The organism is Nocardia asteroides, assembly GCF_900637185.1.
Classification (GTDB): Bacteria; Actinomycetota; Actinomycetes; order Mycobacteriales; family Mycobacteriaceae; genus Nocardia; species Nocardia asteroides.
Genome location: NZ_LR134352.1, coordinates 6889619 through 6912883, shown reverse-complemented (window position 1 = coordinate 6912883; position 23265 = coordinate 6889619). Strand labels below are relative to the sequence as shown.

The following is a 23265-nucleotide window of genomic DNA, read 5'->3' as shown; positions in this document are numbered from 1 at the left end:
GTCGCTCACATCCGGAAGACGCCGTAGGAAACGGGCTCGAGCGGCGCCTGCGCGCACACCGAGAGGGCAAGTCCGAGCACGGTTCTGGTGTCAGTGGGCGCGATCACGCCGTCGTCCCAGATCCGCGCGGTCGCGTAGTAGGGATTGCCCTGGTTCTCGTACTGCTCCCGGATCGGCGCCTTGAAGGCCTCCTGATCCGCCTCCGACCAGGGCTTGCCCGCGCTGTCGAGCTGGTCGCCGCGCACCGTCGCCAGCACCGAGGCCGCCTGCTCGCCACCCATCACCGAGATCCGCGCGTTCGGCCACATCCACAGGAAGCGCGGCGAATACGCGCGCCCGCACATGGAGTAGTTACCCGCGCCGTGCGAGCCGCCGATCACCACGGTCAGCTTGGGCACCCGCGCGCACGCGACGGCGGTGACCATCTTGGCGCCGTGCTTGGCGATGCCGCCCGCCTCGTAGTCGCGGCCCACCATGAAGCCGGTGATGTTCTGCAGGAACAGCAGCGGGATCTTGCGCTTGTCGCACAGTTCGATGAAATGCGCGCCCTTCATGGCGGATTCGCTGAACAGCACGCCGTTGTTGGCGACGATGCCCACCGGATGACCGTGGATGCGGGCGAAACCGGTGACCAGCGTCTTGCCGTATTCGGCCTTGAACTCGTGGAAGCCCGCCTCGCCGTCGACGATCCGGTCGATCACCTCGTGCACGTCGAACGGGGTGCGCGGGTCGACCGGGACCACGTCGTAGAGCTCGTCCTCGGCCTTGGCGGGCGGGGTGGTCGGCAGCACCTCCCACGGCGCCTCGGGGCGCGGGCCCAGCGTGCCGACGATCTTGCGCACGATCCGCAGCGCGTCGCGATCGTCGTCGGCGAGATGGTCGGTGACGCCGGAGGTGCGCGAGTGCAGCAGGCCGCCGCCCAGGTCCTCGGCCGAGACGACCTCGCCGGTCGCGGCCTTCACCAGCGGCGGGCCGCCGAGGAAGATGGTGCCCTGGTCGCGCACGATGACGGCCTCGTCGGCCATCGCGGGCACGTAGGCGCCGCCCGCGGTGCAGGAGCCGAGCACCGCCGCGATCTGGGCGATGCCCTTGGCGCTCATATTGGCCTGGTTGTAGAAGATGCGGCCGAAGTGATCCCGGTCCGGGAACACCTCGTCCTGGCGGGGCAGGAAGGCGCCGCCGGAGTCCACCAGGTACACGCACGGGAGGTTGTTCTGCGCGGCCACCTCCTGGGCGCGCAGGTGCTTCTTCACCGACATCGGGTAGTAGGTGCCGCCTTTGACCGTGGGGTCGTTGGCCAGGATCAGGCATTCCCGGCCCTCGATCCGGCCGATCCCGGCGATCACGCCCGCGGCGGGGCATTCGTCGTCGTACATGCCCGTGGCGGCCAGCGGGGCCAGTTCGAGGAACGGACTGCCGGGGTCGAGCAGCTGTTCCACCCGCTCGCGGGGGAGCAGTTTGCCCCTGGCCACGTGCCGCTCGCGGGACTTCTGCGGACCGCCCAGCGCCGTGCTCGCCAACCGCTGTCGCAGGTCGTCGACCAGGGCGTGGTGCGCGTCGCGGTTGCTCGTCGCGGCCGCGGCGTCGTTGTCGAGGTCGTGCGTCACCGTCATCACGCCATCCTGCCATCCGGTTAATCGCCAATAACTGAAATTCAGGTTAATCTTGACTAACCAAGTTGTCCAGAGCAGGTGAAGGGAGACGAGGTTGGCTGCGGTCGAGCCCGCCCCGGCGACCCGGCGTGACGTGCTGAAAGCCCAGCGACGCGAGCAGCTGCTCGACGCGGGAGCCCGGCTCATCGCCGATCGCGGGTTCTTCGGTGTCCGCCTCGACGACCTCGGCGCGGCCGTCGGCATCAGCGGTCCCGCGGTCTACCGGCACTTCGCGAACAAAGAAGCGCTGCTGATCGAGCTGCTGGTCGGCGTCAGTGAGCGGCTGCTGGCCGGCGGGCGCGCGGTGGTCGAGGCGGCGGAGTCGCCCGGCGCGGCGCTCGAGGGCTTGGTGGACTTCCACCTCGACTTCGCCTTCGGCGACCCCGAGCTCATCCGCATCCAGGACCGCGACCTGGACAATGTGCCCGCCGCCGAGCGCCGCACGCTGCGCCGCACCCAGCGGCACTACGTGGAGGTCTGGGTACAGGTCCTGCGCGACGTGCATCCCGGCCTGGCCGAGGAGACCGCCCGGATCCAGGCGCACGCGGCCTTCGGCCTGATCAACTCGACCCCGCACAGCGCCACTCCGGCCAGCGCCACCAAGGCGCGGCCGGTGCTGCGGCAGATGGCCATGGCGGCGTTGACGGCCCCGGTCACCGGCGGATAGCCGCGACCGGCGGCTCACTCGAACTGGTTGCGCAGCCAGCCCGGTCCCACCGAATCCGCGCCGTAGGCCTCCACCCGATGCCGCAGTTCCCGGTCGGCGGTGACGACCGTGAGCTGCTCGAACCCCGTCGCCGCGGCGACCACTTCGACGATCTTGTCGTCCCCCGACCGCTCGGCGAGCACCACCGTCATCCGCGGCGCGGTCGGTTCGTCCCCGTCCACCGCGCCCTTCGCCGCGCCCTCGAGCACCACGATCACCTCGGTCGCCTCCGGCAACCGCCCCACCAGCCCCGCGATACTCCCCAGCAGCCGCCGCGCCGCCCCCGCCCGGTCCCGCCACCACCCGTCGGCCTTGGACCCGATGACATTGGCCGCGTCGACCACGATCACCCGCTTCGGCTCGCTCATCGTTCCAGTCTGCCCGGCCCCCGGTGCCCCGACCAGGGGCACGCCGGTTCGCGCCGTGCGGTGACGTGGCGCGGTGGCTACAATTGGCTAGAAATTTATGGCTACGAAAGGGGACGTGGTGGAGGTCGGTGTGCGGGACCTACGGGATCACCTCAGCCGTCATCTGGCCGATGTGCGTTCGGGGCGAACTGTGACGGTGACCGACCACGGGAAACCGATCGCTCGTATCGTCCCCGTCGATCGGCTGACGGCTTTGGAACAGTTGCGCGAGGAAGGCCGGATCCAGACGGCCCGCAAGCGCAAGCGGCCTACGGCCGAGCCGGTTCAGGGCAGCGGTATGGTCTCCGACCTGATCGATGACCAGCGTCGGTGATCGGCTACCTGGATACTTCGGCGTTCATCCCTCTGTTGGTGGCCGAGCCGGGCAGCGCCGCGTGCCGTCGATTCTGGGACGTGGCCGACGACATCGTCGCTTGTCGGCTGCTCTACGTGGAATCGTCGGCGGCGCTGGCCCAGGCGCATCGAATGGGCAGGCTCGACGAGATCGCACTGCGCTCGGCGATGCGGTTGCGGGATGAGTACTGGCAGCAGCTGAACGTGACAGAGGTGGACGAGGCGTTGATCCGGACGGCGGCGGACTTCGCGCAGGCGCACGCATTGCGTGGCTACGATGCGGTCCACTGCGCGGCCGCGGCGCAACTGGACGACGACGACCTGGTTGTGGCGTCGGGCGATCGGAAGCTGCTCGCCGCGTGGAAGGCGCTGGGAATAGCCACTTTCGACACGAATTCGCCGGAGCTCTAGGCCGGCCGGATCAGGTCCGGGCCGGGACCTCGAGGGGGGTCAGGTGGCCGTCGGTCATGCGGTAGACGGCGTCCATGCGGTGCAGGTGGGTGGGGTCGTGGGTGACCAGGATGGTGGCGGCTCGGTGGGTGCGGGCGATGGTGGTGATGAGGTCGAGGACGGCGGCGCCGCGTTCGGTGTCGAGGGCGCTGGTCGGCTCGTCGACGACGAGCAGGGCGGGGTCGTTCATCAGGGCGCGGGCGATGTTGACGCGCTGACGCTGACCGCCGGAGAGCTGGGCGGGTCGCTTGCCCGCGTGGTCGGCGAGTCCGACGGCGGCGAGTAGTTCCATGGCGCGGGTGCGGGTTTCGCCACGGCTCGCGCGCTTCCTGCCGCCGAGGTGGGCGGTTACCTCCAGCTGTTCGACGGCTGTCAGGGCCGGGATGAGGTTCGGCTGCTGGAAGACGATGCCCATCGCGGTGCGGCGGACGGTGGCCGCCTCGCGCCTGCCCAGCGTCGCGAGATCGGTACTGCCCGTGTCGGTGTCGAGGACGACAGTGCCCGCGTCGGGTCGGATCAGCGTCGCCGCCACCGCGAGCAGGCTCGACTTGCCCGAGCCGGACGGTCCGGTGACGGCGGCGATGGTGCCGCCGGGGACGCGCAGGCGCACGCGGTCGAGCGCGGTGAGCCTGCCCGCGCCGTCGGGGTAGGTGAGGGTGACATCGGTGAGAGTGAGCGCCATGGGGGAGTCCTTCAGCGGGTCGCGCCGAGCGCGGTCAGCGGATCGGTGGTGAACAGGAAGCGCAACGCGACCGCGGCGCCGGCCAGGCCGAGCGCGATCAGGGCCAGCGCGGGGACCAGCGTCGTCGCGGGCGACAGCACGAACGGCATCGCGTCGCCGAGGAACAGGGAGGTCACCGCGGTGATGCCGAGCCCGGCCGCGACACCGGCGACCAGCACGATCGCCGCCTGCGCCAGCGCGTCGAGCACCAGTGAACCGGTGGTCGCGCCGAGCGCCTTCAAGGTGGCGATATCGGGTTGGCGCTGGACCGTCCACACCGTGAAGAAGGCCCCGATGACCAGCGCGGAGATGGCGAACAGCAGCACCGTCATCAGGGTGAGCGAGCTGTTCTCGGCCTGGTAGGACCCGATCGCCCGCACGGCATCCTGCGCGGGCACCGTTCGGGTGCCCGCTTCGGTATCGAGGGCCGCGGGCGAAGCGTCGCCGGTCACCGCGAGCACGGTGGCGGCGCCCGAGCGGGGGCTGGCCGCCTGCCAGTCCGCCATGCTGGTCCAGACGACCGGCGTGTGGCTGTACCACTCGTCCCCGGCCACCTCGGCGACGGTGAACTCGTGGCCTGCCAGCAGCACGGTGTCGCCCGCGCCCGCCGACAGCTCGCGGGCCGCCGCGGCGCTCAGCACCACCGCGCCCGGCGCGGTAGCAGGATGATTGCCGAAGGCCGACGGGTCGCCGCCGAACAACGCCACCTGCTCCGGGCTGGCGCCCGCGTGCTCGGCCCGCGCCCGGGAGATGCCGATCGGGTCCACCCGGATACCGTCCGTGGCCCGCCACCGCGCGATCTGCTGCTCGGTGAGCACCGACGAGTCGAAGGACGGATCGGTGCCGGTCTCGGCGAACACCACGTGCTCGGCGTCGATGCCCTCGACCGCGGAGATGTTCTGGTGGGCCAGTCCGGCGGTGAGGCCGCTGAGGAAACTCACCAGCACCGCCACCAGCAGTACGACGGTGGTGATCAGCAGGAAGCGGCCGCGGGCGGCCCGCAGATCTCGGAGTGCGACGAACATGCCTCCACTCTCGCCGCGCGCGTCCGGTCCGCCATCGCACCGGCGCAGGAAACCCCGTCCATCCAAGGTGGGCCCGCGTTTACACCTTTCGATGGATGCCGGGGCAGTTGCCGCACATAAGCTGGTCGGGTGCACTCGTCCCCGCTGACGCCGGTCGTCACCACGCTGCGGCTCGGCCTGCATGTGCTGGTCACGGCGCTGGCCGTGGTGGTCGTGGTGCGGGCGGTGCTGCCGGGCGGCGGGGATCACGATGTCGCGGTGGTGGTGTCGACCGTCGTCTGGCTGCTCGTCTACTTCGCGGGCGCCGAACTGCTCCGGCGCGCCGGTGTCGCGACCGACCCGGAGCGCACCGACGGCTCGACCGTCAGGTCACCGGCGACCGCGGTCCTGCTCTGGCTGTTCGCGCTCACCGCGTTGTGGCTGCTGCTGCTCGGACTCACCCCCGACGCGGTGTACCTGGCCTTCGGATTGTTCTTCCTCTACCTGCACCTGTTGCCGCGGCCGTGGAGCCTGATCGCGGTGGTGCTGGCCACGGTGGTCGGCGTGCTCGGCTTTGCCGCGCATCGCGGCTGGTCGGTGGGCGCGGTGGTCGGGCCGGTGTTCGGCGCGGCGGTCGCGATCGGGATCGGGCTCGGTTATCAAGCGCTGCGCCGCGAGGCGCTGGAACGTGACCGGCTGATCGCCGAATTGCTCGGCACCAGAGCGATTCTCGCCGAACGGGAACGTACCGCGGGCAAGCTGGCCGAGCGGGAACGGCTGGCCAAGGAAATCCACGACACCGTCGCGCAGGGGCTCAGCAGTATCCAGTTGCTGCTGCACGCCGCCGAGCAGGCCGCGCCGGATCATCCAGCGCTGGACCGGATTCGGCTCGCCCGGGAGACGGCGGCCGAGGATCTGGCCGAAACCCGCAGGCTCATCGACGAATTGTCGCCCGCCGCGCTCGACGGGCAGTCGCTGGCCGAAGCGCTGGCCCGGATCTGCGATCGCGCGCAGTCGCCCACCCTGGCGACGCAACTGCTGGTGGAGGGTGAACCGGAGCGACTGCCGATGCCGGTGGAGGCGGCGCTGGTGCGGATCGCGCAGAGCGCGGTCGCCAATGTGGTGCAGCACGCCGCGGCCACCCGGATGCGGGTCACCCTCACCTACGACGACACCGACGCGCACCTCGACATCGTCGACGACGGCATCGGCATCGACGCGGCCGTGCTGCGCGGCTCGCGCGGGCCCGGGGCGGAGGACGCCGGCGTGCGTGGGTTCGGGCTGTCGGCCATGCGCAGCCGGGTCGAACAGCAGGGTGGTGCGATGACGGTCGAGTCCGAGCCGGGCCACACCGCGGTCACGGTGTCCTTCCCGCTGGGAGCCGCCGAATGATCCGTTTGCTGCTCGCCGACGACCACGCCATCGTGCGCGCCGGGCTGCGCGCCCTGCTCGAGGCGGCCGACGACATCACCGTCGTCGGCGATGTGCCCGACGCCGACGCGGCCGTCGCCTTCTGCGCCACCACCCCGGTCGACCTGGTCCTGATGGATCTGCGCTTCGGCGACGGCCGCAGCGGCGCCTCCGCCACCGCCGGCCTGCGCGCCCTGCCCACGCCGCCGAATGTCCTGGTGGTCACCAACTACGACACCGACGCCGACATCCTCGGCGCCATCGAGGCGGGCGCCGTCGGCTACCTGCTCAAGGACACCCCGCCCGCCGAACTCCTGGCCGCCGTCCGCGCCGCCGCCGCGGGCGAGAGCGTGCTCTCCCCGACGGTCGCCTCCCGCCTGATGACCCGCGTCCGCCGCGCCGACACCACCCTGAGCCCCCGCGAAGTCGAAGTCCTGCGCCTGGTCGCCGCGGGCCTGTCCAACCGCGACATCGCCAAACAACTGTTCCTCAGCGAGACCACCGTCAAGTCCCACCTGGTCCACATCTACGCCAAACTCGGCGTCAAATCCCGCACCTCCGCCGTAGCCACCGCCCGCACCCAGGGCGCCATCTGAGCTGTTCCTACGCCGGGCCGTCGGCCTGCCACGGATCGATGACGGGAATGCCGGTCGGTGCGAAGTCCTTCGTATTGCGGGTGACCACGGTCATCCCGTGTTCACTCGCGGTCGCCGCGATCATGGTGGCGCGCTCGAGACGGGGATCTGGGACGTGCATGCGCGCGGCACGGCGCGCGACCGCGAGGTCGATGGGCAGGATCCGCCCGGCGAAAGCGTCGAGCACGGTGTCGTCGAGCCATGCTCGCAGCCGTTTGCCCTGCGCGGAGTCGCGGCGCTCCACGCGGTTGATGCCGATGTCGAGCTCCATGATCGTGACCACGCTCAGATAGAGCTCCGAGGGCCGCCGCGCGGCGATCCAGGACCGCACCGACGGGTCCGCCGAGCGCGCCGATTTCCGCAGCTCGCTCAGCACGTTCGTATCGAGCAGGTAGCTCACAGCTCCGGGACTTTCAGGTCGACCCGCAGCGGTTCCGGCTCGAAATCGATGTCGTCGTCATCCATGCTCAGCCGGGCGACCAGGTCCTGGCTGTCGGCCCGTAGCCGCCGATACTCCTCGATGGACAGCAGCACGAACGCTTCCTCGCCGCGATCGGTGATCACGACGGGGCCCTGCAGAGCTGCGCGTTTGGCCGCGCTGACGTCCTGGTTGAGCTCGCGAGCACTCATTCTCGACATGCCGCCTCCAGTAGGTAGGTATGTACCTACAATAGCGCGCCGACCGGTCGGCGACATACCTCGCGTCGTCGGGGTGGCCACGCGGTGTCCGCGCCTAGGGTGGGGGGATGGCCTCTCTTGCTGATGCTCAGGTGCGCGAGTTTCTCTCCCACGGGACGCGGACGGGGAAGGTGGCGTTCACCGGTGGTGACGGGCGGCCGTTGGTGACGCCGGTGTGGTTCGTGGTGGAGGGGGACGAGCTGGTGTTCAACACCGGGAAGAACACGGCCAAGGGGCGGGCGTTCGCGCGGGATCCGCGGGTCGCGCTGTGCGTGGATCTGGAGGAACCGCCGTACGGGCTGGTGGAGGTGCAGGGGACGGTGACGTTGTCGGAGGATCCCGGCGAGCTGGTGCGCACGGCGACCGAGATCGCGGCCCGCTACATGGGGCCGGACAAGGCCGAGGAGTTCGGCAAGCGCAACGGGGTCGCGGGCGAACTGGTCGTGCGGGTGCGCCCGACGAAGGTCATCGCCCACTTCCGGGTGACGGAGTAGGCAGGCCAGGGACCGTGCCGCCGTCGCTGTTCGGGTCGACGGCGTCGGGGCCGGGCGGGGTGGGATCGAACGGCGGCGGGTTGGTGCGGTCGAACAGCGGGGACGAACAGGTCGCGCCCGGTTCCGGTGTGGTGTACGGGTTCTCGCGCAGGGCGAGGATGAACTGGTCGATCCGGTGGTCGTCGGCGCGGTCGAGTTTCAGCTGGTGGCCCCAGGATTGCAGAGAGATGGGGTCGGCCATGCCGGGGATCGGCGACATCAGGGTGTAGGGCCGACCCGTCACCCGGGCGGCGAGCGCGGTCCGGTCCGTCGCGCTCACCTTGTCGGGGTTGTAGGCGATCCACACCGCGCCGTGTTCCAGCGAGTGCACCACGTTCTCGGTGCGGACCCCGGTGGCGTACACGACACCGTCGCAGGCCGCCCACCTGCTGTCGTGCGGTCCGCCCAGCGGCGGGATCACGGGGTAGGCGACCCGCTGCGTACTGGTCACGTGCAGGCCGGGCGGGAACTCGGTGATCACGATGCCGGGGATCTCGCGGGACGGGTCCTGGTTCTCCTGGGTGGGCACGAAGGCGTCCGTCGCGGCGACCGGGGTGCCGTCGACCTTGCCGCCCGGCGCGCACCCGGCGACGAGGAGCGCGGCGATCGCGATGCCCACCGTGGCGGCGGCGCTGCCCACCGTGGCGGCGGCGCTGGTAGTTGGCGAAATCCGCACTGCGGTCCCCTGTCGTCGGGACGGCCCGCGCCGTCGGGTCCGAACATACTTGCCCGCCGCCCCCGCCACCGCGCCCACGGTCTCGACAACCCGGGTGACCTGCGCGAAAGCGCGCGTCGCTGCCGGTTCGGACGGACGACCAGAGCTACCGTTTCGGCAAGTTTCCTCGGCAACGGCGCTGGCGAACGGAGCTCTGGCATGGCCGGACGAACTGTGCTGCGGGCCTGGCTCGCCGCCTCCCTCGGCGCGCTGCTCGCCGTCGGCACCGCGACATTCGCGCAGGCCCAGCCACCGAGCCCACCCGCCGACCGCGCGTCCGAGCACTTCGAGGACGCGGAGTCCGGCCTCGCGATCGACGTGTTCTACTGCAGCTCGCGCACCCAGACCTACACCGTGCCCGCGGGCACGACGAGCCTGTACATCGAGGCCGTCGGCGGCCAGGGCCAGACGCCGAATCCGAACTTCACCGGTATCGGCGGGCTCGGCGGACAGGTCAGCGGTGGTCTGCGGGTGACGCCGCAGCAGCAGTTCCAGGTGCAGGTCGGGTGCGCGGGCGGGGAGAACGGCGGGTTCTCGCCGTACGCGCCGGGCGGGGCCAGGGGCGAGGCCGTCGATCAGGTCACCAATTTCGGGACGGTCTACTCGAGCGGCTGGGACGGCGGTGGCGGCGGAGGGGCGTCCGCCGTGCTCGGCCCGGACAACGCGCCGGTACTGGTGGCCGGTGGCGGCGGCGGGGCGGGCGGCAACGCGCCCGACTGCTATTCGGTGTCGCCGGTGCAGGACTCGACCTTCTTCTACTGCGGCGGCGGCTCCCGGCGCGACGGCGGCGACGGTGGTGACGGCAGCGCCGCGGTCGGCTGGCAGGAGGGTCCGCCGTGGACGGGTGGGGCGGGCGAGAACAATCCGGCGGGCACCACGCCCAGCGGTCTCACCTGTGGTGGTCCACGCGCGGGCGGCGCCGGGCACACCTTCGACAAGACCGGCGGCGGTGGTGGCGGTGGCGGCGGGGGTGGCGGCTATCAGGGCGGCGACGGTCAGGGCGGGGGATGCGGTGGCGCGGCCGCGCCGGAGACGCCGATCTCGCACGGCCCGCACGCGGCGCCCGGAGCCGGTGGCGCCGGCGGCGGTGGCGGGACCTCGTACGCCTCGCCGGGTCTGTCGAAGGCGAGCGTCACCACGGCGTCGGTCTCGGGCGACGGCTACGTCCTGTTCCTCACCTCGGCCGACGGCGTCCGCACCACCACCTTCGGTGTGCACGGTGACCAGGCCCAGTACTACTGCGTGGGCGACGGCGTCGACGAGATCTTCGCCGACGTCCTCGGCGCGGCGGGCGGGGGCGGCGGCCACGACTTCGGCGATGTGGGCACCGGCGGCGCGGGCAGCGGGGTGCAGGCCGTCATCGCGGTGCGGGAACGCAAACAGCTGAAGATCGAGGTCGGCCGGTACGGCGGGGCCGGTGGCGGCTGGGGGTACGGCAAGGGCGGGTCACGGGGGACGGCCGACTCCGACGCCTCCTACAGCGGGGCCGGTGGCGGTGGCGCGTCGGCGGTGAGCCAAGACGAAGCCGAGTGCGGGACAAGACCTTCCAGAGACAGCAAACCCATCGTGATCGCCGGTGGCGGCGGTGGAGGCGGTGGCAACGGCTTCGGCGCCGGCGGCGGTGACGGTGGCAACGGCGCTCCCACGCCCGGCGACGGCGGCAGCGGCGGTTTCGGCGGCGGTTTCGGCGGCGAGGGCGGCAGCGAACGCGGCGCCGACGGCGGCCACGCGACCGGCAGTACCACCGGCGGTGGCGGTGGTGGCGGTGGTGGCGGCAGCAACGGCGGCGGCAAAGGCCATGGCGCACAGGACGGCAACGACGGTGGCGGTGGTGGCGGTGGTGGCGGCCGGTCCACGGTCGAGGCCGTCGCGAACCAGCGGCCGCACTTCTACAACGGCCCCGACGGCAGCTACGGCAATCGCGATCGGCTCAACGACGGCAAGGTGCAGCTGATCGTGCCTATCCCGTCGAAACGCAGCCGGGTGAACCTGATTTCGGGCAACAGCCAGAGCGCCTATTCAGGTCAGCCGTTCGCCCAGCCGTTGCGGGTGCAGTTCGTCGACGCGATCCATGGTCCGCAGGCGGGCAAGTCGATCACCTTCGAGCTGCCTGCCGGGCAGCCGCCTGCCGCCGTCTTCGCCAACGGCGGCACCAGCATTCAGGCCACCACCGACGCGGAGGGCTTCGCCGAGGTGCGCCTCACCGCGCTGCCCGCCGCGCGGCAGGGCGAGCTGAGCGGTGGTTTCCTGGTCCACGCCGCCGCCACCGACGACCCGGCCCACCTGATCGGCGGCACCGTCTTCCGCCTGCACGACGACCAGGTTCCCACCGAGATCGAGGTGACGACGAGCGCGCCCGGCCAGATCTCCCGGGTCGGCGAGCCGGTGAATTTCCGCGCGAAGGTGAGCCAGAAGCCCGGCACCACACCGGCATTCGGCACACCGGCCGGTCACGTGCGGTTCGAGATCGACGGCGTCGCGACACCGGGACCGATCGAACTCGTCGACGGCGTGGCGACCCTGCCCGCGATCAGCGGTCTGCGGCCGGGCACCCACCACGTGCTGGCAACCTACCTGGCCGACGACCCGAGCAAGGTCTTCGCGCCGGTATTCGGCAGTGTCGGGCTGCTGGTGCAGGCCGACCAGGCGGCCACCGAAACACACCTGACCCTCCCACCGCCGCCGGTGCTCGCCGGCGCGGTGGTCGGCGCCACGGTCACCGTGCCGACGCCGAGACCGGATACCCCCGCGCCGACCGGTGCGATCCTGTTCGCCCAGAACGGTTCTCCACTCGGCGACCCGGTGCCGATCGCGGCCGACGGCACCGCGAGCTCACCGCCGCTGCGCGCGGGTACCGGCACGATCGAGGCGCGCTACCTCGGCGACGACAACTACGCGCCGTCGCAGGGACAGGCCGAGCTCACGGTCTACACCGCGACCACCACGACGACGGTCAGTGCCGACCACAACCCGGTCTCCTACTTCGAACAGCTCGACCTCACCGCCCGGATCACCCGCGACCCGGCAGGGGAGATCGACGCGGGCACCGTCCAGTTCTCCGCCGACGGGAAACCGCTCGGCGCGCCGGTGCCCGTGGACAACGGTCTCGCGATCGCCCGCGACGTCGACGTCGCCCACCTCGGCTTCGGCACCCACCTGGTCGCCGCCGACTACTCCGGCGACGCGGCCACCGGGGTCGCGCCGAGCCGGGGCACGATGACGCTGTGGGTGCTGCGGGTGGGCCAGTCGCCCGGCGACCTCCCCGGCGACGTGGGCGTGCGCCTGGACCTGCCGCGCACGGCCGAGCCCGGCGCGCAAGTGACGGCGACGGTCACCCTCACCAATGCCGGCGGCCGACAGGCGACCGGGGTGGAAGCGCGCCTGTCGACCCAGGGCTGGGACCGGCTGGTCGACCCCGGCGGCGGTGAGGTGCGCCCGACCCACGTGCGCTTCCTGCTGCCCACCCTCGAGGCGGGGGAGACCAGGACGTTCACCGTGGTCTTCACCGCGCCCCGCCGGCTGACGCTGATCACCTCGTTCCTGCACGTGTCGAGCGCGAGCACGGACGCGAACCCGCGGAACAACCTGCATCTCGCGTCGACCTTCGTGCGGGCGACGACGCGCTGAGCCGTCGTCGCGGCGATCCGGACGGCGCTCGGGAACGGGCGATACGCGGGCTCTACGCTGCTGGCATGACGGTGCACTTCATCGGCGCGGGCCCCGGCGCGGCCGACCTGCTCACGGTGCGCGCGGTGAACCTGCTGCGCGCGAGCCCGGTGTGCCTGTACGCGGGCACCTACCTCGACCCCGAGGTGCTGGCACACTGCGCGCCCGGCACCGAACTGATCGACACCCAGCGCCTCGACCTGGACCAGATCACCGAGCACCTGGTCCGCGCGCACCGGGCCGGGCAGGACGTGGCCCGCCTCTGCTCGGGCGACCCGTCGATCTACTCGGCGCTCACCGAGCAGACCCGCCGCCTCGACGCGCACGGCGTGCCGTGGGACATCACCCCCGGTGTCCCCGCCTACGCGGCCGCGGCCGCCGCCCTCGGTACCGAGCTGACCGTTCCCGAGGTCGTCCAGTCGGTGGTCCTCACCCGCACCCAGGCCCGCTCCACCGCGATGCCGGAGGGTGAAGCGCTGGCCAACTTCGCCGCCACCGGGGCCACCCTGGCCCTGCACCTGGCGATCACCCGCGTCCGGATTCTGGCGGCGGAACTGGCCGGCGAGTACGGCCCCGACTGTCCCGTCGCCGTGGTCTACCGCGCCAGCCAGCCCGAACAACTCGTCCTGCGCGGCACCCTCGCCGACATTGCCGACCAGGTCGAGGCCGCCGGCCTGCGCCAGGCCGCTGTGATCCTCGTCGGCCGGGCCCTCACCCCCTCGCTCGACTGCGCGCAATCCCACCTCTACGACCCGGCCCGGGTCCGGGCGAGCGCTACCCCGGGAGCAGACCGCCCGGTGTGATCCACGCCTCAGTTCCTGCGCCGCCGAAGCCATCCCACGACGATGTGAGAACGCAGACAAGCGTCAGCTAACCGGCTCCGTGGTCCTTACCTGGTCCGATGCTCGGTGGCTATGGAGGTGGTTGGTTGCCGGGCGAGCGCACCGGTAGATTGGTGCGATGGTTTGCGACGAGCACACCGGCGCTGCCGGTCCGGCGGTCGTGGGCATGGTCTCGGCCATGTAACACGACCGGACGGCCTGACAGATAGTGCCAATGGACATTTTTTGCCTGATTGATTTCGAGAACTGAACCCGAGACGCAGGCGCCACGCTAGTTCTGGCTGAGGCGCCTGCGTTCCGGTGTCGTCGGGGAGCGCCTACCCAGGTGTTCCGGAAGCGAGGTTTGGGTTGGACCGGCTGGATTTCGGCGGAAACGGCGAAACTGGTGACGGACGTGGAGTCTCTGCGGAGTACTTCCCGCTCTCGCCCGCACAGCTGGGTATCTGGTACGCGCAGCACGTCGACCCACAGGTGCCGATCAACATCGCCCAGTTCGTCGACCTGCGTGGCCGCCTCGACGTGCCCACGCTCGAGCGCGTCAGCTCCGCGGCCGCCGCGGAGCAGCAGTCGGGCTTCCTGCGCATCGTCGAGATCGACGGCGAACCGATGCAGACCGTCGACCTCACCCAGGACGACACCCTGATCTATGTCGACCTGCGCGGCGAGGCCGATCCCGAGGCCGCGGCCGCGGCGTGGATGCGCGCGGAGTACTCCCGCCCGCTCGACATCGTCGCCGACCGCCTGGTCCAGGCCGCCGCGCTGCAGCTCGAGGACGAGCGCTGGTACTGGTACGCCCGCGTCCACCACATCGTGCTCGACGGTTTCGGCGCCAACAACTTCGTCAACCGCACGGCACAGCTCTACACCGCGGCCGTCACCGGCGTGGACGCGCCGGACAACAAGGCCACCGATCTGCGCGCGCTCTACGAGTCGGAGATCGCCTACCGCGACAGCTCCCGCTTCGAGTCCGACAAGCAGCACTGGGCTCAGCGGGTGGCGGGCCTGGAGGAGGGCAGCAGCCTCACCGGCCGCTCGGCCCCGCCCTCGCCGGTCAACGACGTCACCAGCGCCGCCCTGAGCCCCGCCCAGGACGAGCTGCTCGACGCCGCCATCGCCCGCCACGACACCACCTCGGCGCCGCTGCTGATCGCCGGCTTCGCGGCGTACCTGGCGCAGATCACCGGCACCGAGGACGTCATCCTCAGCCTTCCGGTGACCGGCCGCACCACCGCCGTGATGCGCCGCTCCGGCGGCGTCACCTCCAACATCGTGCCGCTGCGCCTGCGCGTCGGCCACGACACCACCGTGGCCGAGCTGCTGCGCGCGGTCACCACCGAGGTCTCCGGGGCGCTGCGCCACCAGCGCTACCGCCACGAGGACATCCGCCGTGATTCGGCGGGCGACGGCATGGTCGCCACGGAGTTCTTCGGTCCGTGGGTCAACATCATGCTGTTCGACAACGGGCTGCGTTTCGGCGACATGGACGGCACCCTCAACGTGCTGTCCACCGGTTCCATCGAGGACCTGGGCGTCAACTTCTATCAATCGCACGGCGGCACCCGCTCGCACATCGACTTCGAGACCAACCCGAACCTGTACACGGCGTCGGAGGCGGCCACCCACCACGCCCGGTTCCTGGAGTTCTTCGACCGCTTCCTGGCCGCCGACGCCGCGCTGCCGGTGTGGCGCCTGCCGGTCACCGGCGCCGCCGAGCTGGAGCGCTCGCTGACCGAGTGGAACGACTCGGCGCACGAGGTCCCCGCGACCACCCTGCCCGCCCTGCTGGACGCGCAGATCCCGCTCACCCCGGACAACATCGCGCTCGACTTCGAGGGCCGGACCCTCACCTACGCCGAGTTCGGCGCGCGGGTCAACCGGCTGGCCCGGTTCCTGATCGCCGACGGGGTGGGCCCGGAGTCGCTGGTCGCGCTCGGCATGCGCCGATCGCTGGACCTGGTGATCGGTATGCACGCGGTGCTGCGGGCCGGTGGCGCGTACGTGCCGATCGACCCCGACCACCCGGCCGACCGCACCGCCTACATCCTCGAGTCCGCGGCACCGGTTTGCGTGCTCACCACCACCGGCGACGACCTGGACCTACCGGAGACGGTGGCCCGGGTGGAGATCGACACCCTCGACACCGCCGCCTTCGCCGACGCGCCGATCACCGACGCCGACCGCCTGGCGCCGCTGCGCCCGGACAACACGGCCTACGTCATCTACACCTCGGGTTCCACCGGCCGCCCCAAGGGCGTGGCGGTGACCCACCACGCGATCGTCAACCAAGAGCTGTGGATGCTCGACGAGTACCGGTTGACCGCCGACGACGTCTACCTGCAGAAGACCGCCACCACCTTCGACGTGTCGCTGTGGGGCTACTTCCTGCCGCTGATGGTCGGCGCCAAGCTGGTCATCGCCTCGCCGGACGGCCACCGCGACCCGCTCTACGTGGCGGACATGATCGAACGCCACGGCGTCACCGTGACGGACTTCGTGCCCTCGATGCTCACGGTGTTCGTCTCGCACGCCACCGCGGCCCAATGTGAAACGCTGCGTGCGGTTTTCGTGATCGGTGAGGCGCTGCCGCCGGAGACCGCCGCCGGTCTGCGGGCGATCTCCACCGCGGGCCTGCACAACCTGTACGGCCCCACCGAGGCCGCGGTCTCGGTGACCTACTGGGAGGCCACCGAGGCCGACACCGTGACGGTGCCGATCGGTATCCCCGAGTGGAATGTCGAAGTGTACGTGCTGGATTCGCGGCTGCGCCCGGCCGCGATCGGCGCCCCGGGTGAGCTGTACCTGGCGGGCCGTCAGCTGGCGCGCTGCTACCGTGGCCGTCCCGATCTGACCTCGGATCGCTTCGTGGCCAACCCGGTCGGCGGGCCCGGCGAGCGCATGTACCGCACCGGTGACCTGGTGCGCTGGAACGCCGACGGCGTGCTCGAGTACATCGGCCGCACCGACTTCCAGGTGAAGTTCCGTGGTCAGCGCATCGAGCTCGGCGAGATCGAGACCGACCTGCTCGCGCATCCGGCCGTGAGCCAGGCCGCGGTGCTCGTGGTGGACACCGCCACCGGCCAGCAGCTGGTGGCCTATGTGGTGCCCGCGCCGGGCCAGTCCGCCGACCCCGCGACACTCACCCGCTTCGTCGCCGAGAAGCTGCCCAGCTACATGGTGCCCGCCTCGATCATGGTGCTCGAGGCGTTCCCGCTCAACACCTCCGGCAAGCTGGACCGCAAGGCGCTGCCCGAGCCCGTGTTCACCGCCGCCGCAGGCGATTTCCGCGCCCCGCGCACCCCGGCCGAGCAGATCGTGGCAGGCATCTTCGCCGACGTGCTCAGCCAGGAGCGGGTCGGCGCCGACGACAACTTCTTCGAACTCGGCGGCAACTCGCTGGTCGCCACCCAGGTGGTGGCCCGCATCGGCGCCGCGTTCGGCATCCAGCTGGGTGTGCGCGCGCTGTTCGAGACCCCGACCGTGGCCGGGCTGGCCGCGCGGGCCGAATCCGTCACCCCCGCCGATGTCTCCGCCGCGCGCCCGCCGCTGGTGGCCCAGCAGCATCCGGCGCAGGTGCCGCTGTCGCTGGCGCAGCAGCGGATGTGGTTCATCAACCAGTTCGACCCCGCCGCACCGACGTACAACCTGCCGTTCGTGGTGCAGATGAAGGGCCGCGTCGACGTCGACGCGCTGATCGCCGCGCTCGACGACGTTGTGGTGCGCCAGGAATCGCTGCGCACCATCTTCCCCGACGCCGACGGCGGCTACCAGCAGGTGCTCGGTGCCGACGAGTTCGATCTCGGCATCACCGTCACCCCGATCGACCAGTCGCTGCTGCGCGACGAGCTGATCAACTTCGCCTCCACCGGTTTCGACGTCACCCTGGAACTGCCGATCCGCGTGCGGATCTACCAGGTGACCGGCGGAACCACCAACGGCACACCGGAATTCGCGGTCGCCTTCGTGGTGCACCACATCGCGGCCGACGGCTTCTCGTTCGGCCCGCTGGCCCGCGACGTGGCCACCGCGTACCTGGCCCGCTCGGCGGGCGAGGCGCCCGGCTGGGCGCCGCTGCCGGTGCAGTACCGCGACTACACCCTGTGGCAGCGCGAACTGCTCGGCGCCGAGAGCGATCCCACCTCGATGGCGGCCCGCCAGCTCGACTACTGGCAGCGCGCGCTGGACGGCCTGCCCGATCAGCTCGACCTGCCCAGCGACCGGCCGCGCCCGCAGCGCCAGAGCTTCCGCGGCGCCCGGGTCGGTTTCGACATCGACGCGCGGACCCACGAGCAGCTGGCCGCGCTGGCCCGCGCCAACGGGGTCACCCTGTTCATGGTCATGCACGCCTCGCTGGCCGTGCTGCTGGCGCGGCTGTCCGGCACCACCGACATTGCGGTCGGCACGCCCATCGCCGGCCGTGGTGAGCAGGCGCTCGACGACCTGATCGGCATGTTCGTCAACACCCTGGTGTTGCGCTCCGACGTCGACCCGACCCAGCCGTTCAGCGAGTTCCTCGCGCGGACCCGCGAGACCGACCTGAGCGCCTTCGCCAATGCCGACGTGCCGTTCGAGCGGCTCGTCGACGTGCTCAACCCGTCGCGCTCGCAGGCCAGGCACCCGCTGTTCCAGGTGGTCCTGTCGTTCCAGGAGATGTCGCACGGCACCCTGGAGCTGCCCGGCCTGTCGGTCAACGCCGACGAGGTCGAGGTCGACATGGCCAAGTTCGACCTGCAGTGGACCCTCACCGAGGAGCACACCGGCACGGGCGCGCTGTCCGGCATGACCGGCGTGCTCACCTACGCCGTGGACCTGTTCGACCAGTCGACCGTGGAAGAGCTGCTGCTGCGCTGGCGGCGCGTGCTCGACGCGATCCTGGCCGACCCGGCGATCACCGTCGGCGCCATCGACGTGCTCGACGACGCCGAGCGCACCGACCTGGTCACCCGCTACGGCGCGCCGGCCGCGGTCGCGCGCACGCTGCCGCAGCTGATGGCGCAGGCCGCCCGCGAGACCGAGGCGACCGCCGTGGTGTTCGAGGGGACAGCTGTGTCCTACGGCGAGCTGGATCGCCGCTCGAACCAGGTGGCGCGCTTGCTGATCCAGCAGGGGCTCGGCGCCGAGGACTTCGTCGCCGTGGCGGTGCCGCGCTCGCTGGAGTCGGTGCTCGCGGTGTGGTCGGTCGCCAAGACCGGCGCCGCGTTCGTGCCGGTCGACCCGAACTACCCGGCCGACCGCATCGCGCACATGATCACCGATGCCGGTGTGTCCGTGGGTATCACGGTCACCACCGAGGCCGGCGAACTGCCGGAATCGGTGCGCTGGATCGAGATCGACGAGGTCGAGCTCGACGACATCTCCGACGCGCCGCTGGCCCCGCGCGAGCTGGTCCGCCCGACCGATCCGGCTCAGCCCGCGTACCTGATCTACACCTCCGGTTCCACCGGTGTGCCCAAGGGCGTCGTGGTGACCCATGCCAGCGTCGCCAACTTCTGCGCCGAGCAGATCGACCTGTACTCGCTCGACTCCGACACCCGCGCACTGCATTTCGCCTCGCCGTCGTTCGACGCGTCGGTGCTGGAACTGCTGCTGGCGCTGGGTCGCGGCGGCACCCTCGTGGTCGTGCCGCCGGGCGTGTACGGCGGTGAGGAACTGCGCGACATCCTCATCACCGAGGAGGTCACCCACGCCTTCGTCACCCCGGCCGCGCTGGCCACCTTCGACGCCCGCGGCCTCGATCACCTGCGGGTGCTCGCCGCCGGTGGCGAGGCGGTGCCGCCGGAGCTGGTCACCAAGTGGGCGGTGCCGCTGCCCGACGGTTCGCGCCGCATGCTCGGCAACGTCTACGGCCCCACCGAGACCACCATCGCCTCGAACCTGTCCGAGGGCCTGATCCCGGGGGAGCGGGTCGTCATCGGTGGACCCATCCGCGGTGTCCACACCCTGATCCTGGACGACCGCCTGCGCCCCGTGCCGGTGGGCGTGGCCGGTGAGCTCTACATCGGCGGCGTCGGCATGGCGCGCGGCTACCACGCGCGCGCCGCGCTGACCTCCGACCGTTTCGTCGCCAACCCGTACGCGCCCGGCCTGCGGATGTACCGCACCGGTGACGTGGTGCGCTGGACCGCCGACCGCAATGTCGAGTACGTCGGCCGCTCCGACTTCCAGGTGAAGGTCCGCGGTTTCCGGATCGAGCTGGGCGAGATCGACTCCGCGCTGGCCTCGCACGAGACCGTCGACTTCGCGGTCAGCATCGGCCACAAGAACAAGGGCGGCAGCACCTCGCTGGTGTCCTACGTGGTCGCGGTGCCGGGCAGTTCCATCGATGTGCCCGCGCTGACCGACCATGTGGCGCAACGTCTCCCCGCGTACATGGTGCCGTCCTCGATCATGGTGCTGGCCGCGATCCCGCTGACGGTCAACGGCAAGCTCGACCGCCGCGCGCTGCCCGCGCCGGTGTTCGAGGTGCGCGAGTTCCGCGCGCCGACCACCCCGATCGAGCAGATCGTGGCGCAGGTCTTCGCCGACGTGCTGGAGCTGTCGCGGGTCGGTGTCGAGGACGACTTCTTCGAGCTGGGCGGCAACTCGCTGATCGCCACCCAGGTGGCCTCCCGCATCGGCATCGCCCTGGACACCCGCGTCCCGGTGCGCATGCTGTTCGAGGCGCCCACCGTCGCGGCGCTGGCCGCGCGGGTGGAGTCGCAGGCGGGCGACGGCGCCCGCAAGGCGCTGGTCGCGCGCGAGCGGCCCGAGCTGGTGCCGCTGTCGCTGGCCCAGCAGCGCATGTGGTTCCTGAACCGCTTCGACACCGCCTCGGCGGTCAACAACATCCCGGTCGCGATCCGCCTGTCCGGTGACCTCGACGTGGCCGCGCTGCAGGTCGCCGTCATCGACGTGATCGACCGGCACGAGTCGCTGCGCACCGTGTTCCCCGAGTCGGGCAACGGCCCGGTGCAGGTGGTGCTCGACGCCGCGCAGATCGTCCCCGACCTGACCCCGTACCGGGTCACCGAGGACAACCTCATCGACCATCTGATCGACCTGGCGTCGATGGCCTTCGACGTCACCAGCGAGGTGCCGCTGCACGCCCGGCTCTTCGAGATCAGCGAGACCGAGTACGTGCTCGGCATGGTGGTGCACCACATCTCCGCCGACGGCTGGTCGATGGCGCCGCTGTCGCGCGATGTCATCGTCGCCTACGCCGCGCGTACCTCGTGGGAGGCGCCGACCTGGGCCGAATTGCCGGTCCAGTACGCCGATTACGCGCTGTGGCAGCGCGAGGTGCTCGGCTCCGAGGACGACCCGCAGTCGCTGATCTCCTCCGAGATCGACTACTGGACCCGCGAACTCGCGGATCTGCCCGACGAACTGGTGCTGCCCGCCGACCACCCGCGCCCGCCGGTGGCCACCTACCGCGGCGGCACCTACAGCTTCGTCATCTCCGGCGACACCCAGCGCGCCCTGGTGGAGCTGGGCCGCCGCTACAACGCCTCGCTGTTCATGGTCATGCACAGCGCGCTGGCCGTGCTGCTGGCCCGCGCCAGCGGCACCAGCGACATCGCCATCGGCACCCCGGTGGCCGGCCGTGGTGACCAGGCCCTCGACGACCTGGTCGGCATGTTCGTCAACACCCTGGTACTGCGCAGCCAGGTCGAGGGCGCGACCCCGTTCGCGACCCTGCTCGACCAGGCCCGCGAGACCGACCTGCAGGCGTTCGCGCACGCCGACGTGCCGTTCGAGCGTCTCGTCGAGGTGCTCAACCCGCCGCGTTCGCAGGCCCGGCACCCGCTGTTCCAGGTGATGCTGTCGTTCCAGAACAACAAGCAGGCCTCGCTGCAGCTGCCCGGCCTGTCGGTCAGCGGCATCGACTACGACTCGCAGCTGGCCAAGTTCGACCTGCAGCTCTCGCTGACCGAGATCCAGGACACCGACGGCGAAGCCGGTGGCATGGCCGCCGAATTCTCCTATGCGCTGGACCTTTTCGAAGAGTCCACGGTCGCCGCGTTCGCGCGCAGGCTCGACAACATCTTCGCCGCGATCGTGGCCGATCCCGAGGTCGCCGTGGGCGACATCGATCTGCTCGCGCCGGAGGAGCACGCGCAGGTCCTCGTCGACTGGAACGACACCGCCCGCGCGGTGCCGCCCGCCACCCTGATCTCGCTGTTCGACGCGCAGGTCGAGCGCACGCCCGACGCGGTCGCGCTGGTCTTCGAACAGGAACAGCTGACCTACCTGGAGCTGCAGGAGCGGGCCAACCGCATCGCGCGCCGCCTGATCGCCGACGGTGTCGGCCCCGGTTCGCATGTGGCCCTGGCCATCCGGCGTTCCACCGAGCTGGTCGTGGCCATGTACGCGGTGCTGCAGACCGGCGCCGCCTACGTGCCGCTGGACCCGGATCAGCCCGCCGACCGCATCGGCCACATCCTCGAGACCGCGCAGCCGCGCCTGGTGCTCACCAGCCGCCGCGACGCGTTCGAGGCCGAGGGCGTCACCGTGCACGCCGTCGAGAACATCGAGTCGCCCGCCGATTTCAGCGGTTCGCCGATCCGCGACGCCGAGCGCACCCAGCCGCTGCGTGCCACCAACACCGCCTACGTGATCTTCACGTCGGGTTCGACCGGCCGCCCCAAGGGCGTCGCGGTCGACCACGCCGCGATCGTCAACCGCCTGCTGTGGATGCAGCACGAGTACCCGATCGATGCTGCCGACGCGGTGCTGCAGAAGACCCCGGCCACCTTCGACGTGTCGGTGTGGGAGTTCTTCTGGCCCTTGCAGACCGGCGCGCGCCTGGTCGTGGCCAAGCCCGACGGCCACCGCGACCCGGTGTACCTGGCTCAGATCATCGCCGAGCGCGGCATCACCACCGCGCACTTCGTGCCGTCGATGCTGTCGGTGTTCGTGTCCACCCTGGGCAACAACGGCAACGGCACCGCCGTGCGGATGCGTCAGGTGTTCGCCTCGGGTGAGGCGCTGCCCGCGCCCACCGCGCAGCGCCTGCGCGAGCTCACCGGCGCCCGCCTGCACAACCTGTACGGTCCCACCGAGGCCGCGGTCGACGTCACCTATCACGAGGTCGTCGACACCGACGTGGAGTCGGTGCCGATCGGCCGTCCCGTGTGGAACACCCGGGTGTTCGTGCTGGACGCGCGCTTGCACCCGGTGGCCCCCGGTGTCGCGGGTGAGCTGTATCTGGCGGGCGATCAGCTCGCCGTCGGCTACCTCAACCGGGCCGACCTCACCGCCGACCGCTTCGTCGCCAACCCCTACGGCGCGGCCGGTTCGCGCATGTACCGCACCGGTGACCTCGTCACCTGGACCCGTGACGGTGAACTGAACTACCTGGGCCGCACCGACTTCCAGGTGAAGCTGCGCGGTCTGCGCATCGAGCTCGGCGAGATCGAGGCCACCCTGCTCGCACAGCCGGGTGTGGCGCAGTCGGTCGTCGTGGTGCGCGCCGACGCGCACGCCGGTGACCAGCTCGTGGGTTACGTGGTGCCG

16 protein-coding genes (1 of these 16 running past the window's edge) are annotated in these 23265 nt (G+C 71.1%); 9 read left to right on the top strand and 7 right to left on the bottom strand.

Annotated features, from left to right (window positions below; genetic code table 11):
* Window positions 1-5: 5 nt before the first annotated feature.
* Window positions 6-1613, bottom strand: coding sequence for a carboxyl transferase domain-containing protein (locus EL493_RS31835; RefSeq protein ID WP_019049327.1), 1608 nt, complete (start codon window positions 1611-1613; stop codon window positions 6-8).
* A 94-nt stretch (window positions 1614-1707) separates the two neighbouring features.
* Between EL493_RS31835 and EL493_RS31830 the strand changes: the two genes are divergently transcribed.
* The gene (locus EL493_RS31830) at window positions 1708-2319 is read left to right on the top strand and encodes an SACE_7040 family transcriptional regulator (RefSeq protein ID WP_022566218.1); all 612 of its coding nucleotides are present in this window, start codon (window positions 1708-1710) and stop codon (window positions 2317-2319) included.
* A 14-nt stretch (window positions 2320-2333) separates the two neighbouring features.
* Here the strand turns inward: EL493_RS31830 and EL493_RS31825 are convergent, their stop codons facing one another.
* Entirely contained in the window at window positions 2334-2726 is a 393-nt protein-coding gene (locus tag EL493_RS31825; protein ID WP_019049325.1) for an NYN domain-containing protein, read from the bottom strand.
* 115 nt (window positions 2727-2841) lie between these two features.
* Between EL493_RS31825 and EL493_RS31820 the strand changes: the two genes are divergently transcribed.
* On the top strand, window positions 2842-3099 hold the full coding sequence (locus tag EL493_RS31820; protein ID WP_198040849.1) for a type II toxin-antitoxin system Phd/YefM family antitoxin: 258 nt from the start codon (window positions 2842-2844) through the stop codon (window positions 3097-3099).
* A complete protein-coding gene (locus tag EL493_RS31815) occupies window positions 3096-3530 on the top strand; it encodes a type II toxin-antitoxin system VapC family toxin (protein WP_019049323.1) in 435 nt (144 codons plus the stop codon). The genes EL493_RS31820 and EL493_RS31815 overlap by 4 nt, the downstream gene beginning before the upstream one ends.
* Before the next feature lie 10 nt (window positions 3531-3540).
* Here EL493_RS31815 and EL493_RS31810 read toward each other — a convergent pair whose 3' ends face one another.
* Window positions 3541-4251: an ABC transporter ATP-binding protein gene (locus tag EL493_RS31810; RefSeq protein WP_019049322.1), complete on the bottom strand. Its 711-nt coding sequence runs from the start codon at window positions 4249-4251 to the stop codon at window positions 3541-3543.
* An 11-nt stretch (window positions 4252-4262) separates the two neighbouring features.
* Entirely contained in the window at window positions 4263-5315 is a 1053-nt protein-coding gene (locus tag EL493_RS31805; protein ID WP_019049321.1) for an ABC transporter permease, read from the bottom strand.
* A gap of 129 nt (window positions 5316-5444) precedes the next feature.
* Here EL493_RS31805 and EL493_RS31800 point away from each other — a divergent pair, with 129 nt between their 5' ends.
* Both EL493_RS31800 and EL493_RS31795 read left to right on the top strand, forming a co-directional pair.
* Entirely contained in the window at window positions 5445-6686 is a 1242-nt protein-coding gene (locus EL493_RS31800) for a sensor histidine kinase (protein ID WP_019049320.1), read from the top strand.
* Window positions 6683-7300 (top strand): response regulator transcription factor, encoded by a 618-nt coding sequence (locus EL493_RS31795; RefSeq protein WP_019049319.1) that lies wholly within the window; start codon window positions 6683-6685, stop codon window positions 7298-7300. Before EL493_RS31800 ends, EL493_RS31795 begins: the two co-directional genes overlap by 4 nt.
* 7 nt (window positions 7301-7307) lie before the next feature.
* Here the strand turns inward: EL493_RS31795 and EL493_RS31790 are convergent, their stop codons facing one another.
* Window positions 7308-7739: a type II toxin-antitoxin system VapC family toxin gene (locus EL493_RS31790; RefSeq protein WP_019049318.1), complete on the bottom strand. Its 432-nt coding sequence runs from the start codon at window positions 7737-7739 to the stop codon at window positions 7308-7310.
* The gene (locus tag EL493_RS31785; RefSeq protein WP_030201155.1) at window positions 7736-7978 is read right to left on the bottom strand and encodes a type II toxin-antitoxin system prevent-host-death family antitoxin; all 243 of its coding nucleotides are present in this window, start codon (window positions 7976-7978) and stop codon (window positions 7736-7738) included. The genes EL493_RS31790 and EL493_RS31785 overlap by 4 nt, the downstream gene beginning before the upstream one ends.
* A 107-nt stretch (window positions 7979-8085) precedes the next feature.
* On the opposite strand from EL493_RS31785, the gene EL493_RS31780 reads away from it, so the two are divergent.
* The gene (locus EL493_RS31780; RefSeq protein ID WP_022566220.1) at window positions 8086-8511 is read left to right on the top strand and encodes a PPOX class F420-dependent oxidoreductase; all 426 of its coding nucleotides are present in this window, start codon (window positions 8086-8088) and stop codon (window positions 8509-8511) included.
* Here EL493_RS31780 and EL493_RS31775 read toward each other — a convergent pair.
* Window positions 8483-9226: a DUF3105 domain-containing protein gene (locus EL493_RS31775; RefSeq protein WP_022566221.1), complete on the bottom strand. Its 744-nt coding sequence runs from the start codon at window positions 9224-9226 to the stop codon at window positions 8483-8485. The two genes, EL493_RS31780 and EL493_RS31775, sit on opposite strands and share 29 nt — an antisense overlap.
* 198 nt (window positions 9227-9424) lie before the next feature.
* On the opposite strand from EL493_RS31775, the gene EL493_RS33685 reads away from it, so the two are divergent.
* From EL493_RS33685 to EL493_RS31760, 3 genes are all read left to right on the top strand, one after another.
* On the top strand, window positions 9425-12892 hold the full coding sequence (locus EL493_RS33685) for an Ig-like domain repeat protein (RefSeq protein ID WP_022566222.1): 3468 nt from the start codon (window positions 9425-9427) through the stop codon (window positions 12890-12892).
* A 65-nt stretch (window positions 12893-12957) separates the two neighbouring features.
* Complete coding sequence (gene cobM, locus EL493_RS31765) at window positions 12958-13734, top strand: precorrin-4 C(11)-methyltransferase (protein WP_019049313.1); 777 nt, start codon at window positions 12958-12960, stop codon at window positions 13732-13734.
* Window positions 13735-14121: 387 nt separating this feature from the next.
* Window positions 14122-23265 carry the 5' portion of a non-ribosomal peptide synthase/polyketide synthase gene (locus EL493_RS31760; RefSeq protein ID WP_022566223.1) on the top strand. The gene runs 34647 nt beyond the window's last position, so the window shows 9144 of its 43791 coding nt (coding positions 1-9144); it begins with the start codon at window positions 14122-14124; its stop codon lies off the right edge, out of view.